This window comes from Desulfosudis oleivorans Hxd3 (genome assembly GCF_000018405.1).
Lineage (GTDB): Bacteria > Desulfobacterota > Desulfobacteria > Desulfobacterales > Desulfosudaceae > Desulfosudis > Desulfosudis oleivorans.
The window spans coordinates 3,039,960-3,063,109 of record NC_009943.1 but is presented as its reverse complement, the minus strand read 5'-3'; the positions used below and the strand labels follow the sequence as shown (position 1 = coordinate 3,063,109).

The window sequence follows — 23,150 nt, the reverse complement described above, 5'->3', positions numbered from 1 at the left end:
CCTGTCCGTAGGCCATTCTTCCACAGGCCGGCCCGTTTGACAAGAACGGTGGATCGGCATCACGTTCTGGCCCTGGTAATAATGGCTCGCAGAAAGTCAAGCAGGGACCGCGTGTCCGTAGCCAGGGTGTAAATCAGGACGCCGAACTGAAGGCCGAAGATTCCGCTTTCCAGGACAAAAAAGGCCCTTGACGTGGGCATCACAATGAGAAAAGGGACCAGGACGGCGGACAGCACCAGCAGCCGGTACCGCCATACCGCCCCGGCCCTGGCCTGGTCTGCCCTGGCCAGGCCGACGATTTTTAACAGAAACCAGATGAGCACAATATCGGCGGTGCTCCAGAGCAGGCCCTGGATCTTGGTGACGATAAGATGGACTTCCGGTGAAAAGCCGTTGCCAATGGTGATAAACAGGCTTTCAGCCAGTGACGGGGGCATGGGGGCCGCCTTTCAGAACCAGGTAGGTTTTTACGCCGATCAGGGCCACGATCCATTCGATGAGAATCCAGAAAACGCCGCACGTCTTTATGTAAAACCGGAGGATGTTGACAATGGCCTGGCCGGAAAGGGCCGACCGGTCTACCAGGAAATGAAGGTAGCCGTGGTAGAGACCGAATCCTGCCAGAAAAAGCACGCACAACAGGGCCATACCCCAGCCGGGAAACCGTGGCCCGGGGGATGTCGGGTTTTTGAGCAGCCGGTAAATGCGAAACACGTAAACCGCAATGGCGCCTTCGATAAGCACCCAGAGCGTACAGATAAAATTCCACAGGTACCGGTTGTAGAGGACGGCGGTCACGGTATCTGGACCGATCCGCAGCCGGTCCAGAAAAAAACTTTTGCCGGCGTACAGCGACACAATCGTGACAAACAGGGCCAGGCAGCACAGGATGTAGATCCGCTGGCGGGAACGGCCGGTTTCAAGATACGCCAGTCCGCCGCGAACCCATACCATGATCAGGCCTTCGGCAAACAGCCAGAAAAGACCCATGAGCCTGGTAAACAGATGCATGCCTGCCGTCCCGAATACGTTGCGCGTTGATGGTCTCTAACCCGGATATTTCATGAAATCAATTACAACATACGGTATCTTATATAAAAATTCACAAATGTCGAAAGATTTCATGAAATATTCGGGCTAATAGACAACAGAGTGCCTGCCCGTGTCAAGGAAAGGGTTGTACGGTTTTTTGCTTTCTGGTATGTGTGATTCCCATGAACCGTTTACAATCACAGGAAAATATCATGGATCAGCACCTTTCTCCCACCCCGTACATGGACTTCGACGTTCCCGAGGTGATGGATTTTGCAAAAACCGCCGGCAAAGGCGCCACTGCCAAAGACAAGGCGGTAAACCTCTATTATGCCGTGCGGGACGGGTTTCCCTACAATCCGTATGCTTTCAACTTTGAGCGGGAAAATTATAAGGCCAGCTTTACCCTGGCCGCCGGCGAGGGGTTCTGCATTCAGAAGTCGATCCTTCTGGCCGCCGCAGCCCGTGCCATGGGCATTCCGGCGCAACTGGGCTTTGGCAACGTGGTCAACCACCTGGCCACGGAGCGGCTGAAAAAGCTCATGGGCGGGGACCTTTTTGTCTTTCACGGCTACACCGTGCTCTGGATCGACGGCCGGTGGGTCAAGGCCACCCCTGCTTTTAACCGGGCCATGTGCGATAAATTCAATACCCGCCCCCTGGAGTTTGACGGGGCAAACGATTCCGTGTTTCATCCCTACGACAACAGCGGCAACCAGCACATGGAGTATGTGCATGAATACGGGGCCTTTGACGACATGCCCTTTGACCTGATGATTGCCGAGATGCGTAAGTACTATCCCCAGTGGTTCGGCGAGGCGGTGTGAGACAGGCCCGATTCGTTGCTGCGACAGGGTCGGTGATACGGGGACCGATGCATCATCAAAGGACAAAAAAAATGCGGACCTCCTTTTTCTTTCTTGTTTTATTTTGTTGTGTTGCCGTTGGCCTTGTTGCGGCCGGCTGCGGCAAGGAGAGTGATTCACGGAAAGAAGTGACCCCGGAAAAGATCGCGCCGGTCCCATCACCAACAGTGGCAAAGAGCGCCCGTGAGCTGCGGATGAAAGTCGATCTGGACGCCCTGCCGGCTGATGATCTGCCGGCGGCGGTGAAGATGATCCGTGAGGCCCAGCAGTGGGCGGACAGAAAGGATGCTCTCGCCCGCCCGGCCCCTGGCGATGCCACGGACATGCTGCCTTATATGACGCTGAAGATGAACGATGCCGTTTTGGAAGAAACGTTTGCGCTGGGCCGTGGTTTCATGCTGAAAAGCCAGCGAGCCGCCGGCAACTTTGGCTATATGTATGACTGGCTGAAAAAAGAGTGGGTGCCGGGCGACAGCCAGGTACGCCAGGCCGGCTCGCTCTGGGGGCTGGCGCTCTGTCACCGCCACCGGCCCAACGATCAAACCGAAGCGGCATTGCAAAAGGGGTTTTCATTCTGGCTGGACCAGACCATTGAGGGCCCGGTGCCGGGTACCCTTCTGGTCCGGTACGGAAATGATCCCAAGGTCAGCACCGGCACGGTGGCCCTGGTGGCCCTGGCCATCGTGGAGTACCTGAAAACCGATACCCCCATCCCGGCGGCCCGCCGGCAAATGCTTACCGAAAAGCTGGAAGGCTTTTTGAAATATCTTGTGTGGACCCAGCGGGACAACGGCCTTTTTGCCGACAGCTACACGCCGGCGACAAAAACCAGAAGCAGCGGCTCCAGCCCCTATTATGACGGCGAAACCCTGCTCTGCCTGTGCAAGGCGGCCCGGCAGCTGGGCTATGACTTCCTGGTGCCGGTAATTGAAAAAGCGGCCCGGGCCACCGCTAACACCTACCTGGTCCAGGCATGGAAAGCCCGCAAGGACATGACCCTGACCAAGGGGTTTTACCAGTGGGGCAGCATGTCTTTTCTTGAATACTTTCTGGCCGGGTGGAAAGAGGCCGATCTCTACGCGGACGTGACCCTGACCCTTGGCTGGTGGATGATGCATGTCCACGAGACACTTGATCGGGGAAGAAACCACGCCTACGCCGTTGAAGGACTTGTCAGCGCCTATGCCATCGCAAAAGAGCGGGGTGACATTCTGGCCATGACAGACCTGCTGTATGTCATTGACCGCTCTCTTTACAAGCTGACCGCGTGGCAGATCGGCGGGCCCCTGGTCCATGCCAACCCCTTTCTTTCGGCCCACCCCACCGACGATCCGGCGGCCATCGGCGGCATCATGAACGCGGCCCGGGCCTGGCCGGGCCGGCCCCGCCATCCCGGCGACACCCAGCACGAGCTTCGGATCGACGTGACCCAGCACCAGATGCACGCGGTCATCCTGGCCATGGAGCATGTGTACGGCGTGCGGTGAAAGGGATACAACGCAGGGCGGCTCTGAACTTTTACGCTCTACAGCGTATGAAGCGGAGCCTGCCGCACAAACCCGGGAGCGCCGCACCCCAGTGCGGCATCTGTAACGCCCGGACGGTACCTTAAAAACTGTCTGGATTTTCTTGCAACCGGCTGTGTTTGATCGGTTTGGCTGTCTATATATCAGGGAATTCGGCCTTGCGTTTTTCAAGAAACGCGGTGATGCCGTGGACGCATTCGCCGGAGGCCACCAGGTCCACCGCTTTTTCCATTTCCATGTCAAGGGACTGGTCCAGGGTCATGTTCCGGCTTCCACGGATCACGGCCAGGGCGTGGCGAACGGCCTGCGGGCCGTTTTCGCAGATGGCGCCGGCCAGGACCAGGGCCTCGTCCAGGCAGCGGCCCGGCGCGCTGACCCGGTTGGCCAGCCCCAATTGCAGGGCTTCATCGGCGCCGACTTTTCGGGCCGAAAGAATCAGGTCCGCGGCTTTGGCCGGCCCCAGCAGGTGGGCCAGGGCCGCGCCCCCGCCCCAGTCGGGCATCAGCCCCAGCCGGACTTCCGACAGGCAGATCACCGCGTTTTTGTCCATCACCCGCATGTCGCACCGGCTGGCCAGTTCAGCGCCGCCACCGTACGCCAGGCCGTTGATGGCGGCAATAATGGGCACCGGCAGAGAGACAAACGCGTCCACCGCCTCCCGCACCACCTTCATGCCGTCCATCATCCCCTGCCGGTCCTGTTTTTCCATGGCCTCGTACAGCTCTACCACCAGGGGGTTGTCCGGGTTGACGTCAAACCCGGCGCAGAAGGCCTTCTCGCCGGTGCCGGTGACAATAACGGCCCGGGGCAGGGCCTGTTCCAGTTCGGCGGTCACCCGTTTGAGTGCGTCAAACATCATGGTGTTAAAGGCGTTTCGCCGTGACGGCCGGTCCAGCAGCACCAGGGCGATGGAACCACGTTTTTCAAGTCGGATGCCTTCGGTGGTCATGTCTTCTCCATTAATTTTGATGGCTTCGTAAAAAGCCCAATACCTGCGTTGCGCTGCACCCCTCGTCACTGCGGCGTACGACAAGTACGCCTCATTCCTCGAGATTTGCGACGCCTTGATCTTGAACTTTTTACTTTGCCATCCCAAATAGACTTTTTACGAGTTAATTAATTTTATGGGGCTCACTGAAAATTGGAGGTTCTTCTTATAAAAAAATGGTTTGCTGCGCGTAGCACCCATCCCTTTCTTTGCGCCCTCTGCGTCTCTGCGGTGAAGTTTAATATTCAGGGCGTTTCTTATGCTTTGTCCGGCGTGATGTTGCCGGGTCAGTCGATATGGCGGGCAGGCGGCAGGCACGCCTCAAGAAGCTGCTGGCGATGCATGTCCACAAAATCGTCCACATCGTCCTGCCAGTTGCGCATGACCAGCAGGTTTTCGGTCTCCAGGCGCCGGTTTTTCAGGATGGCGTTTTTCGGTCGCCGGGCCGGCGTGGGGTAGTCGGCGGTGGTGCAGGGGGAGATGGCATGAAGCACATCCATTCTTTTTAGAAAGTAGGCGGCCAGATCGTGCCAGGAGCAGTATCCCTGGCCGGTGGCATGATAGATGCCGCCGCCCCCTTTCTCGGCGATGACCTTGAGCTGCAACGCAAGGGTATCGGACCAGGTGGGGCAGCCGAACTGGTCGGCCACCACGGTAATGGGCGTACAGGGATTTTTCAGGGCCAGGCCCAGCATGGTTTTTAAAAAGTTTTTACCGCCCATGCCGTAGAGCCAGGCCGTGCGCACCACGGTGTTGGCGCTGCCGGTCTCCAGCACCGCCTGTTCTCCGGCCAGCTTGGACCGGCCGTAGACCGATACCGGATCAGGCGGGTCGGTTTCGATGTAGGCTTCAGGCACCGGCCTTTCGCCGTCAAACACGTAGTCAGTGGAGATGTGGACCAGCCGGCAGCCCCTTTTTTGGGCTGCCTGGGCCAGGTTTTCCGGGCCCCCGGCATTCGCGGCAAAGGCGGTATCCTGCTCGGTTTCACAGGCATCCACGGCGGTAAAGGCCGCGCAGTTGAGAATAAGATCCGGCCGGTGGTCCCCGACCATGTCCTGTACGGCGGCCGGGTCGGTGATATCCAATTCGTCTACATCAACGGGAACAATGTCCCAGCCGTGGGCAAAGTGCCGCATGCAGTCTTTTCCCAGCTGGCCGTTGGCGCCGCACAGCAGCAGTTTCATCACAGCCCTCCTTCGGGCTGGTGTCCCTTTCGCAGCAGGTCGAACACGGTTTTGACGGGGTTAAAGGCCAGGGGTGATATTTCCACGAACACGGTGTTCCAGAAGGCCATGGACCCGTTCCACAGGCCGGGATGCTCCAGGGCACGCAAGGGCCGGCCGTTGGTGGATTTTTCAGTGATGATGCCCATGTTCAGGTCCACAAACCGTTTCAGGTCGTAGGGCCGGCCCTTTGCGTCGCGCAGGCCGCAGACGATAAACACCGGGTTGAAGTGGGTGGCGCTCTGCCAGATAGCCTGCTGGTCCGGAGTGGCGCCGTTGACCTGGGCCGCCTCAATGATCTGGGCTGACAGGACCCCGTCTTTTGTTCGCACGAAAAAGGGGCCACCCCCGGGTTCGCCCACGTTTTTCACCACGCCGCATACGCGAAGGGGCCGGTCCAGCAGGGTCAGCAGGAACTTTTTCTGCTGTTTTCTGTCGGCGGACGAAAGTGTTTCGGGCAGGCAGAGGTTGAGCCGGTTGCAGGCAAAATCAATGGCCTGGTCAACCGTCTCGTCCGGGCAGGGATCGGCGGCAAGCTGCTCCATCCAGGCAAATACCTGTTGCTGCAGCTCCACCAGCAGGCCGAACAGGGCACGGGTTTCCGTTGCGGTTTTGTGCCGCATGCCGGTCACGGAGATGTTGTCGATGTTTTTGATAAACACGATATCGCTGTTCAGGTCGTTCAGGTTGTCCAGCAGGGCGCCGTGACCGCCGGGCCGGAACACAAGCCGGCCGTTTTCGTCCCGAAACGGCATGTTGGCATGGTCCGCGGCAATGGTGTCGGTAAACGGGTGCTGGGTGGAAAAAGTGATGTCAGGCCGGATGCCGTCCGCCTGCCGCCAGGCATCGCATGTCTGTTTCAGGAGAGCCGCAACACTGTCCCGGTGGGTCTCGGGCACGGTGAAATGGAGGCGGCAGACGCTGTTTCCGTCGGTGGCCAGCTCCACGGCCTCGGCCAGATGTTCTTCAAAAGCCGTGTACGCGCGGGGAGTGCCGGTATCGTCTGTATAACGGTGAAACAGGATCATGCCCTTGGGAAGGCCGGCATATCCCAGTCCGGCGGTGGTCAGCAGATGACGAAGCACCGGCCGGTAGCGGCCCGCGGCCACCAGTGCCCGGCACTCTTTTCCCGCCGTGGCCATGACAGCGGACAGGGCTTCATGAAAGGCAAACTTTTCAATATTATCCATGAAGCTGACAAGGGCGGCATACTCCTTGTTGTGCTGCCCGCTCTGGCGGTCAATGGAGGTCCGGTCCAGGGCGTCGGGGCTGTTGTAAAGAGACAGCAGGGACCGGAACATGCGGGTGGCCGCACCCGAGGCGGGCACGAACTTGGTGATTCGTCCCTGCTGAACCACCGGTTCCGAAAGGGCTGCCAGGCGGCGCCGTTCCTTATCGGAGAGTACCAGCACCCCCCTTTCCGGCGTGCACGGGGCCACCAGCTCGGGGGAGGCGACGCCCCTGTCAAACAGGCTTAACTGGTGATTGACCGTCTGCTCGGAAAGGCCTCTTTCCTTGATCTGTCGAATGTCCTCCCGGCTGAATACGTACTTGACCATGGGTCTCCCTGCTATCTCCCTGTCGGTGTGCCAGTGGTTTTATTTCAGTATTGGAAAAGTCGATCCACCATGGGGGAAAACGGCCACCGTGGCCTGTTTGCCCAGTTTCTTAACCCCCATGGCGATGACCCTGGCCGGATCGCTGCACTCCCCCTTGAAAAAGAAAAGTTTTTTTACAATTTCGTCGGTGAGGGACGGCACGTAAAGAAAGATGTCGTAGCCCCGGACAAGTTGCAAAGTGTAATAATATAAAAACTTTTCTTCTATGTCCAGGCCCTTTTTGGCAAGGTTTAAGAGCCCATACACCCGCGAAGGCCCGATGGCACGCAGGATCGCCTTGACCACCGGCAGGGGAAGCGGTGATCCGTCAGGCATGGGAATATCATCCATGCCCCGGTCAGCCCGGAGAAAGCCCATGACCGCCCCGCCGGGCCTGACCGCCGGCAGGGCGTTGCCCACGCACTTCATGCTCTGTTTGAAGTTGATCTCCATGGGAAAGGAATTGGTGATCACTCCGTCCACGGGCCGGTCCATGGATACACCGAAAAAGCGGCGGGTGTAGGCCACCCCCCGGCGGTGGGCCGCCACCGGGTCTCCGGCAAAGCAGGCGGTGATGGCTCCCCGGTGGTTCAGCACCACGTTGATACAGAAGATCCCGGCCGGGATCATGGCCCGAATCTCTTCAAGGTCTAAGCGAAAATCGTTGGCTTCCGGCATCATGCCCACCCGGTTGGCCTGGTAAGGCGGTTTTGTCAGCAGCTCGTGGTGGGTGCCGATGGTCTGCGCGGAGGCCACGCCGGGCAGGATGTTTTTCATACCCCCGCCGAATCCGGCCATCAGGTGGGGTTCGATCAGCCCCACCAGGACGACGAGATCCGCCTCTTTGATCCGGCGGTTCAAAGCAACCGGCGTGCCCCGGCTGGTTGTGCCCATGTGAACACTGGCCTCCGGATCAAAGGCGTCATGGTTCTCCCACGCTATTTTTTCAAGGTTTTCGGCCCCCACTTTCTGTTTGACCTCGTCGGCGGTCATGGCTGTGTGAATACCCAGGGCCGTCAGCAGTGTCACGCGGTCCAGGTCTGCCCCGGCGGTTTCCAGGGCTTCTAAAATCAGGTGAAAAAACCGGTGGGCAGGCGTGGGCCGGGTGTTGTCATCCACGATCACCAACACGTTTTTGCCGGCCAGGTCATGATCCGCAAGGGCTTTGGCTTCAACGGGCCGGGCCAGGGCGTCGGCCACAACAGCCGCTTCGCTGGTTGATGAAGTCGGAAGCGATTCCTGTGGTTTGGGAAAAATGACGGTCCATGTGGGCGGAAGGTCAAGGTCGAACGATTCATTTCCCCAGGGCAGTGTGATTCGCATGGCAGCTCCTTTGCTGAAGTTAAAGGCGCGTCAGAACGGCCGTATCTTACCATGACGGTTTGCGGCTGGGCAATGCAAATGGCGGGGTTTGTCCGTTTCTTCAAAAAAAGCATAAAAAAAGCAGGGAAGGCTCTGCTTCCCTGCTTTTTTCAATCGGCATCAATGCCGTTCTTACGACACCTTGATTTTTCTGGGCCGGGCCGCTTCGCTTTTGGGTACGGAAATCGTCAGCACGCCGTTGGTAAAGGTGGCGTCCACGTTGTCCGTGGAGGCGTCCGCCGGCAGCGTAAAGCTTCTGGAAAAACTGCCGCAGCGGCTTTCCGTGAGAATGTAATTCTCTTTTTCCTCTCTGGTTTCCATCTTTTTTTCGCCGCTTACGGTCAGCACACCGTCGTTGATGGAAATGTCGATGGCCTCCTTGTCAAGACCCGGCAGTTCGGCTTTTACAAGATAAGCGGCCTCGGTTTCAGAAACATCAATGGCAGGGGACCACTCCCCTTTTTCGGAAAACACCGCAGGCAGGTCAAATGACTTCCACAGGCTGTCCACGATATTCCCGAAATAGGCGTTATCGTCCGCCGCCCACTCCCTGTTGATCAGTGACGGTAAAAATGTATTGTACATATTCGGCCTCCTTTTGTTTAGGCGTAATTGTCCGTCTGTCTGGCAGAAAAAATAAGCATGCTATGTGAAGCCGTCAAGAGACGAAAAGCAGAATCAAAAAAAGTCTTAACCCGGATATTTCACGAGTTGATTTGGCCGCAGATGCAAGGCGTGGGACATGAAGCTGTAGTATATCTACCGCGAATGTCCCGCAACACAGTCCCGCCGATGGCGGGACCAAGGCGACTCGCCCGAAGGGTGAAATTTTTCGACATAAAATTGGCACACAAGGCCTCAAGTCGTTCATAACAGTTTGTGTTAAAAAAACACCTGAAATCCATTCCGACAATGTATCTTATGTGAAAATTAACCAATGTCGGAAAATTTTATGAAATATTCGGGTTAAAATTTCATGCGTGACACACGGTGTTGAATATGTAATATTTTTCAGAAGGCCGCTGGGTATATAAATGCGCGGACGGTATTGGGAAAAAAGACTTTTTTCTGTTGTTCCTTTCGGTTTCATTTAATACCGCCTCAGAAACAGGCGACATTCAAACCATTCATTTTAGTGTTTTATCAAACAGACCATGACATCCATACTTGAAACAGAAAAAAACTGCTGGCGTATCGAGCACTCGGACAGGGTGCGGTTTGTTATTGACGGCGCCGATTATTTCCGCCTTTTCCGGGAAGCCCTGAAACAGGCGAAGCAGACGGTGTACATACTGAGCTGGGACATCAACAGTCGCGTGCGCCTGGTCCGGAACGGCACCGATGACGGCTATCCCCCTCGCCTTGGAGATTTTTTAAATGCCCTGGCCGAAAAAAATCCCAACCTTCACATTTACATTCTGAATTGGGATTTTGCCATGCTGTACACGCTGGACCGGGAGCTGTTGCCCACCTATCAACTGGACTGGAAAACCCATTCCCGGATTCACTTTCACCTGGACGGGTATCTTGCCGAAGGTGCCTCACAGCATCAGAAGATCGTTGTCATTGATGACACGGTGGCGTTTACCGGCGGGCTTGATTTAACAATGGGGCGGTGGGACACGTCTGATCACCGGCCGGACAACCCTTTGCGTGACCGTGTGGACAAAAAGATTTCCAGGCCCTACCACGATGTGATGGTGATGGTCGACGGTGAGGCTGCCGGGGCCCTTGGAGAACTGGTGAAAGAGAGATGGCGGAAAGTCACCGGTGATACTCCGGTCGCACACAACGGCCGGCAGACGGGGGATCCATGGCCCGCCGATGTCACACCGGATCTGAAGAATGTCATGGCCGGACTGGCCCGAACCCAGTGCGCTTATCGGGAGCAGACGGAAATACGGGAGATCAGGCGTTTCTATGAAGATGCCATCCGGTCGGCCCAAAAGCATGTCTATATCGAAAACCAGTACTTTACCGCGCCGGCCATCGGCGACGCGATTCAGGCCAGCCTGGAACAGCCGTCAGGGCCGGAGATCGTGGTCATAACTCCCAGGAACACGGATGGCTGGCTCTCCCAGCACACAATGGACGTGCTGCGGGTCCGTTTGATAAAAAGGCTGAAAGAGCACGACGTCCACCAGCGGTTACACGTGTTCTATCCGGACGGCCCCGGCCTGGATACCAGCCCCGTCAATGTTCACGCCAAACTGATGATTGTGGATGACCGGCTGATCACCGTGGGGTCGGCCAACCTGAACAACCGGTCCATGGGCCTTGACAGTGAATGCAATCTCATTTTTGAGGCGGACGGCAATTCCGGCACAAGCGATGCTATCGCAGGCGTTCGTGACCGGCTGATGGCCGAACACCTGGGTTGCACGCCGCGGCAGGTGCGCCATGCCCTGGAGCGTGAGAAGTCCCTGGCCGGTTGCATCAGCAAGCTCAATAACACGGATACCCGTTACCTGAACCGGCTGCCCCTGAATCTGTCCCCGGATGTCGACCGCCTGGTCCCCGACACCGAAGTGCTGGATCCGGAACACCCGTTGCGTCCGGACCTGATGCTTCGGCATATGGTGCCCGAGGCGTATCAGCCCCCGGCCCGGATGCGTATCTTCACCTGGATGATACTGATCGGCGGCATTGTCGGGCTGGCCGCCATGTGGCGGTGGACGCCCTTAAACGAGTGGCTGCACATGGATGTGCTGTCCGGGGCTGTTACCACTGTCCGGGAGATGCCGGCAGCGCCCCTGTGGGTGATGCTGGGGTTTGTCCTGGCAGGGTTTGTGGCGTTTCCTTTCTCCTTGCTGGTTATCGCCACGGTGATCGTCTTCGGCCCGGTAGCGGGGTTTGCGTATTCCCTGGTCGGCGGCACATTGAGCGCCATGCTTGTGTATTGGGCCGGGGACCAGCTGGGCCGGAAAACCGTTCGGAAACTGGCCGGTTCCAGGCTCAACACCATCAGTCGCCGTATCGCAAGGCACGGCATGATCAACGTTATGTTTGTCCGTATTGTGCCGGTGGCCCCGTTTACCCTTGTCAACCTGGTGGCCGGCGCCTCCCATATCCATTTTCGCGACTATTTTCTGGGTACCATGCTGGGAATGGTTCCCGGCATGGCAGCCGTCACCCTGATTGCCGACCGCGCATACGCGACACTTCGGGATCCGGCACCGGGCAATACCGTGTGGCTGGTTGCCACTGTCGTGCTGGTAATCCTCGCGGCCGGCATACTGATACGCTGGCTGAAACGAAGGTCTGACGGGGACGACAGCCTCACTGCCACCGGCTCCTGATTTCAGCCTGACAATGAACGTGACAACCCTTTTGAAACTGGCCACTTACAACATTCACGGATCCGTGGGTACGGACGGCCGGTTTGATCCGGCCCGGACCATGGCGGTGATAAATCAGCTGGATGCCGATATTATTGCCCTGCAGGAGGTATCCACTATCCGCAGCGACCTGCGGGAATGGGTCAGTGGTTTTCAGGCAGAGACTGGAATGCGGGTCATTCCCGGTATGACCATGTTCCGGGACGCGGCACATTATGGCAATGTCGTATTAACCCGTGATGCGGTGGAACATGTAGAACATATCAATCTCAGCTTTAAACAGCGTGAACCCCGGGGGGCCATCTGCCTGACGCTGTCGGTGGATGACAGGCGTATCTGCATTGTTGCCACCCACCTTGGCCTTCGGGCAGCCGAACGCCGTGCCCAGGTAAAGCTTCTGCTGAAGGTGCTTGAGCGGCGACCGGCGGATATTTTTGTGCTGATGGGAGATTTGAATGAGTGGATTGCCGGGGCGCGTTCGTTGCGGCAGGCGCGCCGGTTTTTTGACCATATTCACACGCCGTCGACCTTTCCGGCCCGGTTTCCCCTGCTGTCACTGGACAGAATACTGGTGTGGCCGGCAACCTGCCTGCACACCATCGCACCGCTGAAAAACCCATTGACGAAAATCGCGTCCGACCATCTGCCGTTGCGCGCCGAAATCGTTTTTTGAACCCCGGTCCCGGCAGGCGTGAAGACCGCCAGACAGAAAGCGCCGTACGGTTTGCAAGAGGCCCTGAAGATGATAGATAAAGACTTGAGAAATCGGCGATGTGCCACGCCGCCTTTTGTTGTTAAAACAGCACGAAACAGGGGAAGGGTGCAAAATGGACCAAAACAGAAAAGTTCGCATGGGCTGGATCAAGGGGATGTACTGGTACACCATTTTCGGTGCCGGCGGTTCCGGTGCGGGAATGATTTTCGCCCCCGGGCTTTCGCAACGGCTCTTCGGCATGGGCGACCAGGACCCGATATTTTTCGGTATCGCGGCCAGCATCTGGCTGGCCTTCGGGGTCATGTCGGTTTTCGGGCTGAGGGCGCCGCTGACGTTTTTGCCGGTGCTCTGCATGCAGCTGCTGTATAAATCGGTGTGGGTGGCCGGTGTCATCGTGCCCCTGGTGGTAACCGGGAACCTGCCGGATTATGCCGGGCTGGTGATCGTGATCATGGTCAGCTACATTGTCGGCGACCTGATCGCCATTCCCTTTTCTTATGTTTTTGCAAAGGGGAAAAATTGAGCCTGTCACCAGAGTTCAAACCGCTTGTTGATTTTGCCCTTGGCGCCGGCGCCTGCCGTGCCGCCATGCTTCCGGCGGCAAAAGTCGTGATCGACGGCAGCCTGGCTGACCGGTGCCGGGCCCCCGGTTGCCCCAATTACGGGCTGTCAATTAATTGCCCGCCCCATGTTCCCGGCCCGCTGGAGCTTCAAAAAGAGCTGGAAACATTTCACCAGGCGCTCTTTTTTATCATCGATGTGCCGGCGGAAATGCTGTTTTCCGGGCAGCGCGTAAAGGCGTTTGAGCTCCTTCAGAAAACAGCGGCCGCCATTGAAAGACAAGCCGTTCAGGCCGGTTTTGCCCGTGCCCGGGCCTATGCCGGGGGCTCATGCAGGGAGATCTTCTGCCACGCCCACGGCGACTGCCCGCCGCTGTTGCAAAAAGGGGAGTGCCGCTATCCCCAGTATGCCCGGCCTTCCATGTCCGGCTTCGGTATTGACGTGGCCCGGCTGTTTGAAACCGCTGGATGGACCATGCGCATGGCGCAGCCATCGCCCGATACCGGTGCAACGCAAATGGCGGATATTTGCGGGCTGGTGCTGGTGGATTGAAGTATTCGGGCTATGTAAGAGAGCATAAAAATCGATTCCGATCCCGACCCCGATTTCGATAAGGAAGGAAGTGTTTCATGCGCATCGCATTAACCATCGCCGGCTCCGATTCCTCGGGCGGGGCCGGCATTCAGGCCGACCTGAAAACCTTTCAGGCCTATGGCGTGTTCGGCATGAGCGCGATCACGGCGGTGACCGTTCAGAACACCCAGAAGGTCTACGACATTCAGGAGATCGCCCCGGATATCGTGGCCGGGCAGATTAACTGCATTTTTGAAGATACGCCGGTGGATGCCGTCAAGATCGGCATGGTCTCCAGCGTCGGTTTGATCAAGGCCATTGCCGGGGCACTGGCGGACCGGGACCTGCCGCCGGTGGTGCTGGACCCGGTGATGATCTCCAAGAGCGGCTATCCCCTGCTGAAAAAAGAGGCCCAAAGCGCCCTGGCCTTTCATCTGTTTCCCCTGGCCCGGGTGGTGACCCCCAATCTGTTTGAGGCCCAGCTTTTGGCCGGGTTTGAGATTATTTCTCTTGAGGACATGCAGAAGGCGGCCCATCGTATGATCGATATGGGGGCCCGGCAGGCGGTAATCAAGGGAGGGCACTTTCAGGGGGAGGCGGCCGTGGACGTGCTTTTTGACGGCCGGGCCTTTAAAATGCTGAGCGCCCCGAAAATCGAAACCCGTAACACCCATGGCACGGGCTGCACGTTTTCGTCGGCCCTGGCCGCCGGCATGGCCCTGGGCATGGACTTTTTTGATGCCGCGGCCCGGGCCAAGGCCTATGTCACCCAGGCTATTGCCCGGGCCCCGGGCATCGGCAAAGGAAGCGGGCCGCTGAATCACATGGTCGCGCCCTGACGCGCGGGGGCATTGCCCGGCGAAGCCAAGGCCCGCGTCATTGCGAGGAGCGAAGCGACGACGCAATCTCCTTCGCACATGGATAAGATTGCTTCGCTCACTCGACACACGTTGCCGCGCTCCCGCCTTCGTCATTACCAGGCTTGACCGGGTAATCCAGAATCAAATTGACCTCATACCTTATTCAACAAGGAAATAGACCAGTTTTACACTGGATTGCCCAATCAAGTTGGGCAATGACGGGGATGAGAGGTCTGGGCAATGGCGAAGGGAGAGGGGGGCGGGCAATAACGGGAAGGAGCCGGGGCGCCCGGCACGGACCGGCAAAAATCAGTCGGCTTTGGCGGACGCGGCGGTTTCCAGCATCTCTTTTGCGTGGGCCAGGGTCTTTTCCGTGATTTTTTTGCCCCCGGTCATGCGGGCGATCTCCTGGATGCGGTCTTCATCGGACAGCCGCACCATGTGGGTGACGGTACGGCCGCTCTTCACCTGTTTTTCAATCCGGTAGTGAATGTCCCCGAACCGGGCGATCTGGGGCAGGTGGGTGATGCAGAGGGTCTGGTGAAAGCGGGAGAGCGCGGCCAGCTTCTTTCCCACAACCTCGGCGGCCTCACCGCCGATGCCCGCGTCCACCTCATCAAAAATCAATGTCTCCACCGCTTCCTTTCCGGCCAGCATGGCCTTTATGGCCAGCACCACGCGGGAGAGCTCGCCGCCCGAGGCGATGGCGGCCAGGGGCTTGGCGGTTTCACCCACGTTGGGGGCAATGGAAAAGGCGGCTTTGTCGAGGCCGGTATCGGTGATGATCTTGCCGTCCGCCGTCAGAAACGGGCTGGTCTTTGCATCCGCCGGGGTGGCGGAAAAGACTACGTCAAAGCGGGTGCCCTCCATTTTGAGTTGGGCCAGTTCGGCTTCGATGGCCCGGCAGAAGCCGGGGGCCGCTTTTTTGCGTTTGGCCGAAAGGGTGGTTGCGGCCCGGGCCAGGTCCTTGTGGGCCGCGGCAATGGCGGTCTCCATTTGCCCGATCCGGCCGGAAAGGTTTTCCAGGCCGGTCAGATCCGCGGCGATCTGGTCCAGCCGGGCCAGCACATCCTCCAGGGTGGGGCCGTATTTTTTCTTAAGCCGGACCACCAGGTCCAGCCGCTCTTCCACCTGTTCCAGGGCCGTGCCGTCGGTGTCGATGGTGTTTAAATAGCTTCGCAGTCCCTCTACCGCATCGGCGGTCCGGGCCTCGATATCCACGATGGCGGCCCGGTGAGGCTCCAGGGTGTCGTCGATGCGGGCCCCGTTTTCCAGGCTGGTGCGGACCAGGGCCAGCTGTTCGATCACCGCGCCCTGGGCGTCGTAAAGTCCTTCGATGCAGCCGTACACCAGGGTGTAGAGCTCCTGGGCGTTTTTCAGCCGTCTTTTATCCCGTTCCAGGTTCTGGTCTTCGCCCGGAGTGATGTTTGCCTTTTCGATCTCGTCCTTCTGAAAGGCCAGGAGCTCCTGCTGCCGGGCCTGGTCCGCCTGCCGGGATTTTAAGGTTTCCAGCTCGCGCAGCATAGGGACAAGGGTGGCAAATTTTTCACCCACCGCTTCCCGTTGCCCGGTCAGCCCGGCAAAAGCGTCTAAAATCAAAAGGTGAAGATCCTCGTTGAGCAGCTGCTGGTGGGCGTGCTGGCCCGATATGGAGGCCAGGCTGGCCGTGATGTCGGAAAGCACCTGGATGGTGGCCGCATGGCCGTTGATGTAGATCCGGTTCTTGTTGGTGTCGGACACCACCCGCCGAATGATCAGCTCATTGTCGCCGGTAAGGCCGTTCACCTCAAGTTTGCGGGCCAGCTCGCTTTTTGGCGCCACGTCAAACACCGCTTCCACCTCGGCCGTGCTTTCCCCGGTGCGGATCAGCCGGGCCGTGGCCCTTGACCCCAAAAGCAGGTTGACGGCATTGATGATGATCGACTTTCCGGCCCCGGTCTCGCCGCTTAAGATGGTCAGCCCCCGGTCAAAACGGATGCGCAGGTCATCGATGATGGCAAAGTTTTTGATGGCAAGTTCATTGAGCATGGCACACGGGTCCGAATCAGAACTGGTAGCCGACGCAGTCGGTGATAATGGTCTTGAGCTTCTGGCGCAGCACGGAATAGGAGTAGTAGCGCTTGGCCACCTCGTAGTTGTGGGTGACCATCCGGTGGCGGTAGTCCGCGTCATCCAGCACCCGCCGGGTGTGGTCCACGGTTTTTTTGGTGACAAACCCGTTGATCTCGATAACGGAAAACCCCTTGGGCTTGATATCCGTTGCGTATATGGAGTAGCGGTTCACGGCAATGGGCCGTCTGTAGTAAATGGCCTCAAGAAAGGCATTGCCGAACCCCTCGAAGTTGGAGGGGTAGGTCACCAGGTCGGCATAGGGATAGATATCATCCAGGGTATATTTTTTCCGGCCGTCGGGCAGGGTGTCCCGCTGGTCATTGATGATGTCGGACACAAACACGGTGGTGACACCCATGCGCTCGGAAAAGTCTTTCACCCGCTCATAGTATTCCATGCCCTCGTCGCCGGCGGCGTGGGAGATCACCAGTTTGGCCTTTCGTTCCAGCCGGCTGACCAGCTCAATGGCGTGTTCGATGCCCTTTCGCTGCACCACCCGGGTGGGCTGCAGAACAAACAGCTCGTCGTCGGCGATGCCCAGGTCCTGCCGCACGTTTTGGGTGTAGTCGTCGGGAGGGGGCGGCGGGTTTTCAAAGTCCATCACGTTGGGGATCACTGTGGAGGAGATGCCGGTGCGCAGGCTCACCTGGTTGTCTGCTGCCGAGTTGATCACCACGTTCCGGATCTGGGACAGGTGGGGCGGAAAGGCCATGTTGAGGTACTCCCACACCGAGTTGGTGAGAAACCGCTCCCGCTCCCAGAAAAAGTCGTGGTGGTGGCCGATGACGGGAATACCGATCTCGGCGATCAGTTCGGCCAGGCCGATGCCCAGGGGCAGGTTCATGGGAATGGCCAGGGCGTTTTCCACCACCAGCACATCCAGGTTGAACTTCTGAATAAAGGTGTAGAGGTGGTCCTTGATCTCCTCTTTTACCCGATGAATCAGCTGGGTGATGTACCGGCCCCGGACCCGGACCCCGAAGCAGTTTTCAAAGATGTCCACGATCACAGGATGGCTGAAGTGGGCCTTTTCGCAAAGATAGGAACACTCGGGCGGTGTTTCCAGCTCCCCGGCAAAGTAAAAGCAGGAAAACCCCTCTTCCTTGAAAATGTCGGCCCATTTCCAGGTTTCCAGGGTCACACCATCGGTGCCGGCCAGGCGCGTTGAAATAAATCCCACGTTCTGATGGGGCGGAATATCAGGAATCATGGTCTTTTCCCCGTGGCTTGGCGGTTGTTGATCTCATTATAACGGAAGCAGGTCACGATGTGGTCGTTGACCATGCCCGTGGACTGCATAAAGGCATAGCAGATTACCGGCCCTACAAAGGAAAATCCCCGTTTTTTTAAATCCGCGCTCATGGCCTCGGATGCCGGGGTGGACGCCGGCATCTGTTTGACGGTTTCCCACGCATTGACAACGGGCCGGCCCTCCACAAAGGACCAGATATAGGTGTCAAAAGAGCCGAATTCTTTCCGCACCCTTAAAAACGCTTTCGCATTGGTCACGGCGGCATCAATCTTTTTCCGGTTGCGCACAATACCGGGGTCTGCCATCAGTCGGTCGATTTTGCGCGCGTCATACCGGGCCACCCGGACCGGGTCGAAATCGTCAAAGGCTTTTCGGTAGGCCGGCCTCTTTTTGAGAATGGTCAGCCAGTTCAGCCCGGCCTGGGCCCCCTCCAGCACCAGCATTTCAAACAGCCTGCCGTCATCATGAAGGGGGACGCCCCATTCCGTGTCATGGTAGTGGATATAATCCGGGTCGGTACCCGCCCAGTCACACCGTTTTTCCATTTACAATTTTTCCGGGGACGGTTACATAGGACACACCCGAATGTTTCGTGAAGAATTCGGGCAACACGCTTTTCAAGTGGCAGATGGTTGCATAAAAACCGACAAATGGCAAGTAAAGACCCTGTTATTATCCATGATCCGAATCAGTTAGCCTGGCAAACCATTGCCGGCCGGGCCATTGCCGACCCGAAGGACCTGCCGGACCGGCTGAAGGCACCCCCTGGCGCGGCGGCGGTCTGCCGCGCCTACCCCATGTCCGTCAATCCCTATTATCTCTCCCTGATTCAGGCGCCCGGCGACCCGCTGTGGCGTCAGGTGGTGCCGGACGCGCGGGAGCTTTCCGGCACCCTGACCGACGATGATCCGCTCACGGAAACGGCCCAGTCCCCGGTGCCGGGCCTGATTCACCGGTATCCGGACAGAGTGGTGGTGCTGGTGTCGGGCCGGTGCCCGGTGGTGTGCCGGTTCTGCTTTCGCAAGCGGCTGGCCGGCAGGGCCGCCGCTTCCCTTACCGATGACCAGGTGGACGCCGCCGCGGCCTATGTTCGGGCCGCCCCTGCCGTCCGGGAGGTGATTTTTTCCGGGGGAGATCCCCTGATGCTGGAAGATGACAAACTTTGTGCCGCTTTAGAAAAATTTGCCGCCATCGGCCACGTGGAGACCCTTCGCATTCACACCCGCACCCCGGTTGCCCTGCCCCAGCGGATCACCGGCGACCTGGTGGTTCTGCTGAAAAAGTTTTTGCCGCTTTACGTCAACGTGCATGTCAACCACCCCCGGGAGATCACGGCCCCGGCCGAGGCCGCCTGCGCCCGGCTGGCGGACGCCGGCATTCCCCTGGGCAGCCAGACCGTTCTGCTGGCCGGCATCAACGATGACGCAATCACCATGGAAGCCCTCATGCGTGCACTGCTGCGCATTCGGGTGCGGCCCTACTACCTGCACCATCCAGACGTGGTAAAGGGCACCGGCCATTTTCGGCCCCCCATCAACAGGGGGCTTTCCGTGATGCGGTCCCTGGTGGGACGGGTACCGGGCATGGCGGTGCCGCGCTATGTGATCGACCTGCCCGGCGGCGGGGGCAAGGTTCCCCTGCTGCCCGACTATGTGGTCTCCAGCGAAACCGGGCACCTGGTGGTGAAAAACTACCAGGGAAAGGTGTTTGTCTATCCGGAGAAATAAAGGGTTGCGCGGTTATTGGGATTGCGAGGGGCGGTTTTTGAGAACCCGGATGATGACCGGTTTGTATTGGTCCTCCTTGGCCATGCGGTTGCCCCGAATCCGGACAAAGACCACGGCCAGCACAAAGGCGCCGAACCCGATCACGGCCGACAGCACCGACTGGTCCACCGAGGGAAAAACCGTCTGGGAAAGCCTGACACCGATGCCGGCCCCGGCCATGAGGCAGAGAATGGGAAACATGTAGATCAGGAAGGTGGCTTTTATCAGGGAGGCGGTTGCAAAGCTGACCACCACCCGGTCCCCGGTCCTGGCCTCCACCCGGTTGGCGGCTTCCACCTCCATATCGTTTCCGCCGCCCATGGTTTTGCAGGAGTCCTTGGATTGGCAGTGCTCGCAGGCGGCGGCCCGCTGGGTCCGGATCCAGGCCGAGGTTCCGCTGGTTCGAATCACAATGCCTTCTTCTGTTGCCATGTTGCCTTCTTTTTGCCGCTGTTTGCGGCGTTGCGCTGTTTTACATGTGCTGGTAGCAGATGATGCCGCACTTCAAGCACCGGTCCGCCTCGGTCCGGGCCGCCGTTTCGGAGAACCCGGCCTCCCGTTCCATGCCGGCCGCAACCTCGGCGTCGCCGCGCAGGGGCATGATCATCCGGGGTTTGGGCAGCACGCCGAATACCGCGTCAATGGTCTGCACCACGGCGTCGGGGGAGAGCAGGTTGTCCGGCAGGGCCAAAGGATCGCCGTACATCAGCATGTGCATGCAGGCCGCGGCCTTGCGGCCCGCGTTGATGGCCTTGATGGCCGCGTCCATGTCGGAGAGCGGATCACCGTCGGCCAGCAGGCCCCGCTGACCGGCGGCGTCGGCTGTCTTGTAGGGCGGAACGGCCTGCCACTGAACCGGCAGCTTGATCACGCCGTCGTCATCGGTGGTATCTTCGGGCCGGCGGGCAAAAATCAGTTCCGGAAACCGGCCTGCCGCAAAAACAATGGTGCCGGCCTCTATTCTGACGGGCTGGCCGGTGGCCAGGTCGGTGTATTCCACCTGGGAAACAGCCGGACCTGTGCCGTAAAGCCGCTCAACAGCGGCATTTAAAACAATGGCGGCACCGGACATGTCCGCGGGCAGTCCGGCCTCGGCTTCGGTTTTCTCCTGCAACAGGAAGGTGACCGACGCGGCTCCTGCCGCCGTGCAGGCGTCCGCAGTCTGCCGGGCCAGTGCCCCGCCGCCGATCACCACCACGTTGCCCTTGACCGGGACCTCTTTTTTCAGCACGTCGATAAGCAGGGCCATACCCGCCACCGGGCCCTGGGCCAGGGTTTTGGGATTATCAAACCCCAGCCGGCTGTCCCACCCGCCGGTGGCCAGCAGCACGGCCTCGAAATTGTCGGCCAGCAGCGAATCAACGGTAAAGTCTCTGCCCGCGATCTGCCGGGTTTTGACGGTAACACCCATTTCCCTGATACCGGCGATGTCGTCATCCATCACCGCCTGGGGCAGGCGCTCGGCGGCAATGGCCTTGCGCAAAAGTCCGCCCGGTTTGTCCGAGGCCTCCAGCACCATGGCTGAATGGCCCAGCCGGGCCGCGAAATAGCCGGCGGAAAGCCCTTCCACGCCGCCGCCGATCACCGCCACCTGCCGGCCCGTGGACGGCGCCATAAAGGGCTTGACCCGGCCGGCGCTTTTTTCCGCGTCGGCCACGAACCGCTTTAAGCCGTTGATGGACACCGCTTCATCCACCAGGGTGCGGCGGCACATGGTTTCGCAGAACCGGGGGCAGATGCGGCCGATCACCGCGGGAAAGGGGAGCCGTTCTTTTATGACGGAAAGGGAAGCCGTGTAGTCGCCCAGGGTGATCTGGCGGATATATTCGGGAATGTTGATGCCTGCCGGACAGGCCCGCCGGCACGGGGCGATGCAGTCGTCCGTGGTGTATTCCCGCAGGATGCGCCGGGTGACCGATGAAAGCTTGATGATGTGCTTGGGGCAGACCCGTTCGCAGGTGCCGCAGCCGGTGCATTTTTCCCTGTCCACCACGGGCAGGCCGTTTTCACCCATGGTCAGGGCGCCAAAAGGGCAGGCCCGCACGCAGGTGCCCAGGCCCAGACAGCCCACGGTGCATATCTTCATACCGCCGGACAAAAGGGCCGCGGCCCGGCAGTCGGAAATGCCGTTGTACACGAATTTCTGTTTCGCCTCGGCCACGCTGTAGGTGCAGTCCGGCACGGCAATGTCGGGCTCTTTGGCCTCAATGGACATGCCCAGCAGGGCCGCAATGGTTTCGGCCAGGTCAGCGCCGCCGGCCACGCAGGAGTTGGGGGCCGCTTTTCCCTCCACGATGGCCGCGGCATTGGCACCGCAGCCGGGCAGGCCGCAGCCGCCGCAGTTGGCCCCGGGCAGGGCGCTTTCCACGGCCTCTACCTTGGGATCCACGTAGACATAGAAAACACGGGAGGCAATCGCCAGGCCGATGCCGATCACGCATCCCAGCACGGCCATCATCACAAGCGCATTGATCATTGCAGCGTCTAACATGAAGTTCTCCTGCCCAGTCTGTTCTTAATCAGGTCGCACACCGGTGCGATCTCCGGCATGTCGCTATTCAGGGGCGCTCCCTTCAGGCTGCTCATGAACAGATCGTCGCTGAAGGGAAGGCGGGCGATAATACGGTTTTCGTCCACATGGTCCGCCATAACAGCGGCGGACCGGTCGTCCACTTTGTTTAGAATAAAGGCAAACTCGGTGGCAAGTGCCCCGGCCATGGCGGCGATCCGGCCGGCCAGTTCAAAGGACTCAAAGCTCGGGTCCACCACACCCAGGATCAGGTCGCAGCCGCCGTCCACGCCCCGGCCGAAATGCTCAATGCCGGCCTCGGTGTCGATGATCACCACCTGGTCGCCGGTCATGTCCAGCCGGGAAAGCACGTTCTTGGAAAGCATGCCCATGGGGCAGGCGCACCCTTCACCGGCCTCGTGAATTTTGCCCACGGCCGCCAGGTGAATGCGCCCGTTTTTGGACACGCAGTCCGGCGGCAGGGTATCAATGGAAAGCCGGCCCCCCAGCAGGGGATCGTTGGCATCGGGCAGGGCCTGGTTCATTTTCTGTTTGAACGCCTTTTTACCGCCGAGGTGGTCCAGCAGGTTCACGGGCCGGTCAAGGCCCAGCAGGCGGTGAAGGCCGGTGTTGGATTCGTCGCAATCCACCACCAGCACCGTGAGGTTTTCTGCCGCCAGTGCCCGGGCCAGCGTGGCCACAACCGAACTCTTGCCGCTGCCGCCCTTGCCGCATATAACAATTTTCATTTACAAATCAAACCTTTCCCGCTGCACGCGCACGGAACCGTAAAAAAGACAAAATAGACCAGCCAAACGATTGTTGTCAAGGACTATTCCGGCCTTCCGGTGGCCTTGAATATTGATGGT

Annotated in this window: 21 protein-coding genes; 8 read left to right on the top strand and 13 right to left on the bottom strand. The window is 59.0% G+C overall.

All coding sequences use genetic code 11. The annotated features are described in order from the left end of the window. Positions 1-59: 59 nt before the first annotated feature. Positions 60-437, bottom strand: a complete 378-nt coding sequence (locus DOLE_RS12985; RefSeq protein ID WP_012175946.1) for a hypothetical protein — start codon at positions 435-437, stop codon at positions 60-62. Further along, positions 418-1,011: a hypothetical protein gene (locus tag DOLE_RS12980; protein ID WP_012175945.1), complete on the bottom strand. Its 594-nt coding sequence runs from the start codon at positions 1,009-1,011 to the stop codon at positions 418-420. Before DOLE_RS12980 ends, DOLE_RS12985 begins: the two co-directional genes overlap by 20 nt. Positions 1,012-1,244: 233 nt before the next feature. Between DOLE_RS12980 and DOLE_RS12975 the strand changes: the two genes are divergently transcribed. Beyond that, the gene (locus DOLE_RS12975; RefSeq protein WP_012175944.1) at positions 1,245-1,859 is read left to right on the top strand and encodes a transglutaminase-like domain-containing protein; all 615 of its coding nucleotides are present in this window, start codon (positions 1,245-1,247) and stop codon (positions 1,857-1,859) included. A 71-nt stretch (positions 1,860-1,930) separates the two neighbouring features. Continuing rightward, complete coding sequence (locus tag DOLE_RS12970) at positions 1,931-3,385, top strand: hypothetical protein (protein WP_012175943.1); 1,455 nt, start codon at positions 1,931-1,933, stop codon at positions 3,383-3,385. A 175-nt stretch (positions 3,386-3,560) separates the two neighbouring features. Here DOLE_RS12970 and DOLE_RS12965 read toward each other — a convergent pair whose 3' ends face one another. The 5 genes from DOLE_RS12965 to DOLE_RS12945 form a co-directional block, all read right to left on the bottom strand. Further along, complete coding sequence (locus tag DOLE_RS12965) at positions 3,561-4,373, bottom strand: enoyl-CoA hydratase/isomerase family protein (protein WP_041280564.1); 813 nt, start codon at positions 4,371-4,373, stop codon at positions 3,561-3,563. Between the two features lie 326 nt (positions 4,374-4,699). Then, positions 4,700-5,596: a dTDP-4-dehydrorhamnose reductase gene (gene rfbD / locus DOLE_RS12960; protein WP_012175941.1), complete on the bottom strand. Its 897-nt coding sequence runs from the start codon at positions 5,594-5,596 to the stop codon at positions 4,700-4,702. After that, on the bottom strand, positions 5,596-7,194 hold the full coding sequence (locus DOLE_RS12955) for a DUF4301 family protein (protein ID WP_012175940.1): 1,599 nt from the start codon (positions 7,192-7,194) through the stop codon (positions 5,596-5,598). Before DOLE_RS12955 ends, rfbD begins: the two co-directional genes overlap by 1 nt. 39 nt (positions 7,195-7,233) lie before the next feature. Next, positions 7,234-8,556, bottom strand: a complete 1,323-nt coding sequence (locus DOLE_RS12950; RefSeq protein ID WP_012175939.1) for a lactate racemase domain-containing protein — start codon at positions 8,554-8,556, stop codon at positions 7,234-7,236. Positions 8,557-8,727: 171 nt separating this feature from the next. Then, positions 8,728-9,180, bottom strand: coding sequence for an Hsp20/alpha crystallin family protein (locus DOLE_RS12945; RefSeq protein ID WP_012175938.1), 453 nt, complete (start codon positions 9,178-9,180; stop codon positions 8,728-8,730). A 569-nt stretch (positions 9,181-9,749) separates the two neighbouring features. On the opposite strand from DOLE_RS12945, the gene DOLE_RS12940 reads away from it, so the two are divergent. The 5 genes from DOLE_RS12940 (at position 9,750) to thiD (ending at position 14,621) form a co-directional block, all read left to right on the top strand. Further along, positions 9,750-11,894, top strand: a complete 2,145-nt coding sequence (locus DOLE_RS12940; RefSeq protein WP_012175937.1) for a VTT domain-containing protein — start codon at positions 9,750-9,752, stop codon at positions 11,892-11,894. Between the two features lie 13 nt (positions 11,895-11,907). Further along, the gene (locus DOLE_RS12935; RefSeq protein WP_012175936.1) at positions 11,908-12,606 is read left to right on the top strand and encodes an endonuclease/exonuclease/phosphatase family protein; all 699 of its coding nucleotides are present in this window, start codon (positions 11,908-11,910) and stop codon (positions 12,604-12,606) included. A gap of 154 nt (positions 12,607-12,760) precedes the next feature. Then, positions 12,761-13,171 (top strand): hypothetical protein, encoded by a 411-nt coding sequence (locus DOLE_RS12930; RefSeq protein WP_012175935.1) that lies wholly within the window; start codon positions 12,761-12,763, stop codon positions 13,169-13,171. Beyond that, complete coding sequence (locus DOLE_RS12925; protein WP_012175934.1) at positions 13,168-13,761, top strand: DUF2284 domain-containing protein; 594 nt, start codon at positions 13,168-13,170, stop codon at positions 13,759-13,761. The genes DOLE_RS12930 and DOLE_RS12925 overlap by 4 nt, the downstream gene beginning before the upstream one ends. 77 nt (positions 13,762-13,838) lie before the next feature. After that, positions 13,839-14,621, top strand: coding sequence for a bifunctional hydroxymethylpyrimidine kinase/phosphomethylpyrimidine kinase (thiD, locus tag DOLE_RS12920; RefSeq protein WP_012175933.1), 783 nt, complete (start codon positions 13,839-13,841; stop codon positions 14,619-14,621). 330 nt (positions 14,622-14,951) lie between these two features. Here the strand turns inward: thiD and recN are convergent, their stop codons facing one another. Genes recN through DOLE_RS12905 form a run of 3 tightly spaced genes read right to left on the bottom strand, consistent with a single transcriptional unit; the run spans position 14,952 to position 18,551 of the window. Then, positions 14,952-16,670 carry a DNA repair protein RecN gene (gene recN / locus DOLE_RS12915; protein WP_012175932.1) on the bottom strand — a complete coding sequence of 573 codons (1,719 nt, stop codon included), beginning with the start codon at positions 16,668-16,670 and terminating at the stop codon, positions 14,952-14,954. 16 nt (positions 16,671-16,686) lie between these two features. Then, entirely contained in the window at positions 16,687-17,964 is a 1,278-nt protein-coding gene (locus tag DOLE_RS12910; protein WP_012175931.1) for a glycosyltransferase family 4 protein, read from the bottom strand. Continuing rightward, on the bottom strand, positions 17,961-18,551 hold the full coding sequence (locus DOLE_RS12905; protein WP_012175930.1) for a DNA-3-methyladenine glycosylase I: 591 nt from the start codon (positions 18,549-18,551) through the stop codon (positions 17,961-17,963). The genes DOLE_RS12910 and DOLE_RS12905 overlap by 4 nt, the downstream gene beginning before the upstream one ends. A 105-nt stretch (positions 18,552-18,656) precedes the next feature. On the opposite strand from DOLE_RS12905, the gene DOLE_RS12900 reads away from it, so the two are divergent. After that, entirely contained in the window at positions 18,657-19,733 is a 1,077-nt protein-coding gene (locus tag DOLE_RS12900) for a KamA family radical SAM protein (RefSeq protein ID WP_012175929.1), read from the top strand. Between the two features lie 12 nt (positions 19,734-19,745). Here DOLE_RS12900 and DOLE_RS12895 read toward each other — a convergent pair whose 3' ends face one another. From DOLE_RS12895 to DOLE_RS12885, 3 genes are read right to left on the bottom strand one after another with little or no spacing between them, the layout of a single operon-like run. Continuing rightward, positions 19,746-20,204: a SoxR reducing system RseC family protein gene (locus DOLE_RS12895; protein ID WP_012175928.1), complete on the bottom strand. Its 459-nt coding sequence runs from the start codon at positions 20,202-20,204 to the stop codon at positions 19,746-19,748. A gap of 40 nt (positions 20,205-20,244) precedes the next feature. Next, positions 20,245-22,263, bottom strand: coding sequence for an RnfABCDGE type electron transport complex subunit B (locus DOLE_RS12890; RefSeq protein ID WP_012175927.1), 2,019 nt, complete (start codon positions 22,261-22,263; stop codon positions 20,245-20,247). Beyond that, the gene (locus DOLE_RS12885; RefSeq protein ID WP_012175926.1) at positions 22,257-23,030 is read right to left on the bottom strand and encodes an ATP-binding protein; all 774 of its coding nucleotides are present in this window, start codon (positions 23,028-23,030) and stop codon (positions 22,257-22,259) included. Before DOLE_RS12885 ends, DOLE_RS12890 begins: the two co-directional genes overlap by 7 nt. Positions 23,031-23,150 lie beyond the last annotated feature (120 nt).

Excerpts from the sequence above, each read along its gene's own strand:
- DOLE_RS12985 (WP_012175946.1), bottom strand. The coding sequence starts at position 437 with ATGCCCCCGTCACTGGCTGAAAGCCTGTTTATCACCATTGGCAACGGC.
- DOLE_RS12980 (WP_012175945.1), bottom strand. The coding sequence starts at position 1,011 with ATGCATCTGTTTACCAGGCTCATGGGTCTTTTCTGGCTGTTTGCCGAA.
- DOLE_RS12975 (WP_012175944.1), top strand. The coding sequence starts at position 1,245 with ATGGATCAGCACCTTTCTCCCACCCCGTACATGGACTTCGACGTTCCC.
- DOLE_RS12970 (WP_012175943.1), top strand. The coding sequence starts at position 1,931 with ATGCGGACCTCCTTTTTCTTTCTTGTTTTATTTTGTTGTGTTGCCGTT.
- DOLE_RS12965 (WP_041280564.1), bottom strand. The coding sequence starts at position 4,373 with ATGACCACCGAAGGCATCCGACTTGAAAAACGTGGTTCCATCGCCCTG.
- rfbD (WP_012175941.1), bottom strand. The coding sequence starts at position 5,596 with ATGAAACTGCTGCTGTGCGGCGCCAACGGCCAGCTGGGAAAAGACTGC.
- DOLE_RS12955 (WP_012175940.1), bottom strand. The coding sequence starts at position 7,194 with ATGGTCAAGTACGTATTCAGCCGGGAGGACATTCGACAGATCAAGGAA.
- DOLE_RS12950 (WP_012175939.1), bottom strand. The coding sequence starts at position 8,556 with ATGCGAATCACACTGCCCTGGGGAAATGAATCGTTCGACCTTGACCTT.
- DOLE_RS12945 (WP_012175938.1), bottom strand. The coding sequence starts at position 9,180 with ATGTACAATACATTTTTACCGTCACTGATCAACAGGGAGTGGGCGGCG.
- DOLE_RS12940 (WP_012175937.1), top strand. The coding sequence starts at position 9,750 with ATGACATCCATACTTGAAACAGAAAAAAACTGCTGGCGTATCGAGCAC.
- DOLE_RS12935 (WP_012175936.1), top strand. The coding sequence starts at position 11,908 with ATGAACGTGACAACCCTTTTGAAACTGGCCACTTACAACATTCACGGA.
- DOLE_RS12930 (WP_012175935.1), top strand. The coding sequence starts at position 12,761 with ATGGACCAAAACAGAAAAGTTCGCATGGGCTGGATCAAGGGGATGTAC.
- thiD (WP_012175933.1), top strand. The coding sequence starts at position 13,839 with ATGCGCATCGCATTAACCATCGCCGGCTCCGATTCCTCGGGCGGGGCC.
- recN (WP_012175932.1), bottom strand. The coding sequence starts at position 16,670 with ATGCTCAATGAACTTGCCATCAAAAACTTTGCCATCATCGATGACCTG.
- DOLE_RS12910 (WP_012175931.1), bottom strand. The coding sequence starts at position 17,964 with ATGATTCCTGATATTCCGCCCCATCAGAACGTGGGATTTATTTCAACG.
- DOLE_RS12905 (WP_012175930.1), bottom strand. The coding sequence starts at position 18,551 with ATGGAAAAACGGTGTGACTGGGCGGGTACCGACCCGGATTATATCCAC.
- DOLE_RS12900 (WP_012175929.1), top strand. The coding sequence starts at position 18,657 with ATGGCAAGTAAAGACCCTGTTATTATCCATGATCCGAATCAGTTAGCC.
- DOLE_RS12895 (WP_012175928.1), bottom strand. The coding sequence starts at position 20,204 with ATGGCAACAGAAGAAGGCATTGTGATTCGAACCAGCGGAACCTCGGCC.
- DOLE_RS12890 (WP_012175927.1), bottom strand. The coding sequence starts at position 22,263 with ATGTTAGACGCTGCAATGATCAATGCGCTTGTGATGATGGCCGTGCTG.
- DOLE_RS12885 (WP_012175926.1), bottom strand. The coding sequence starts at position 23,030 with ATGAAAATTGTTATATGCGGCAAGGGCGGCAGCGGCAAGAGTTCGGTT.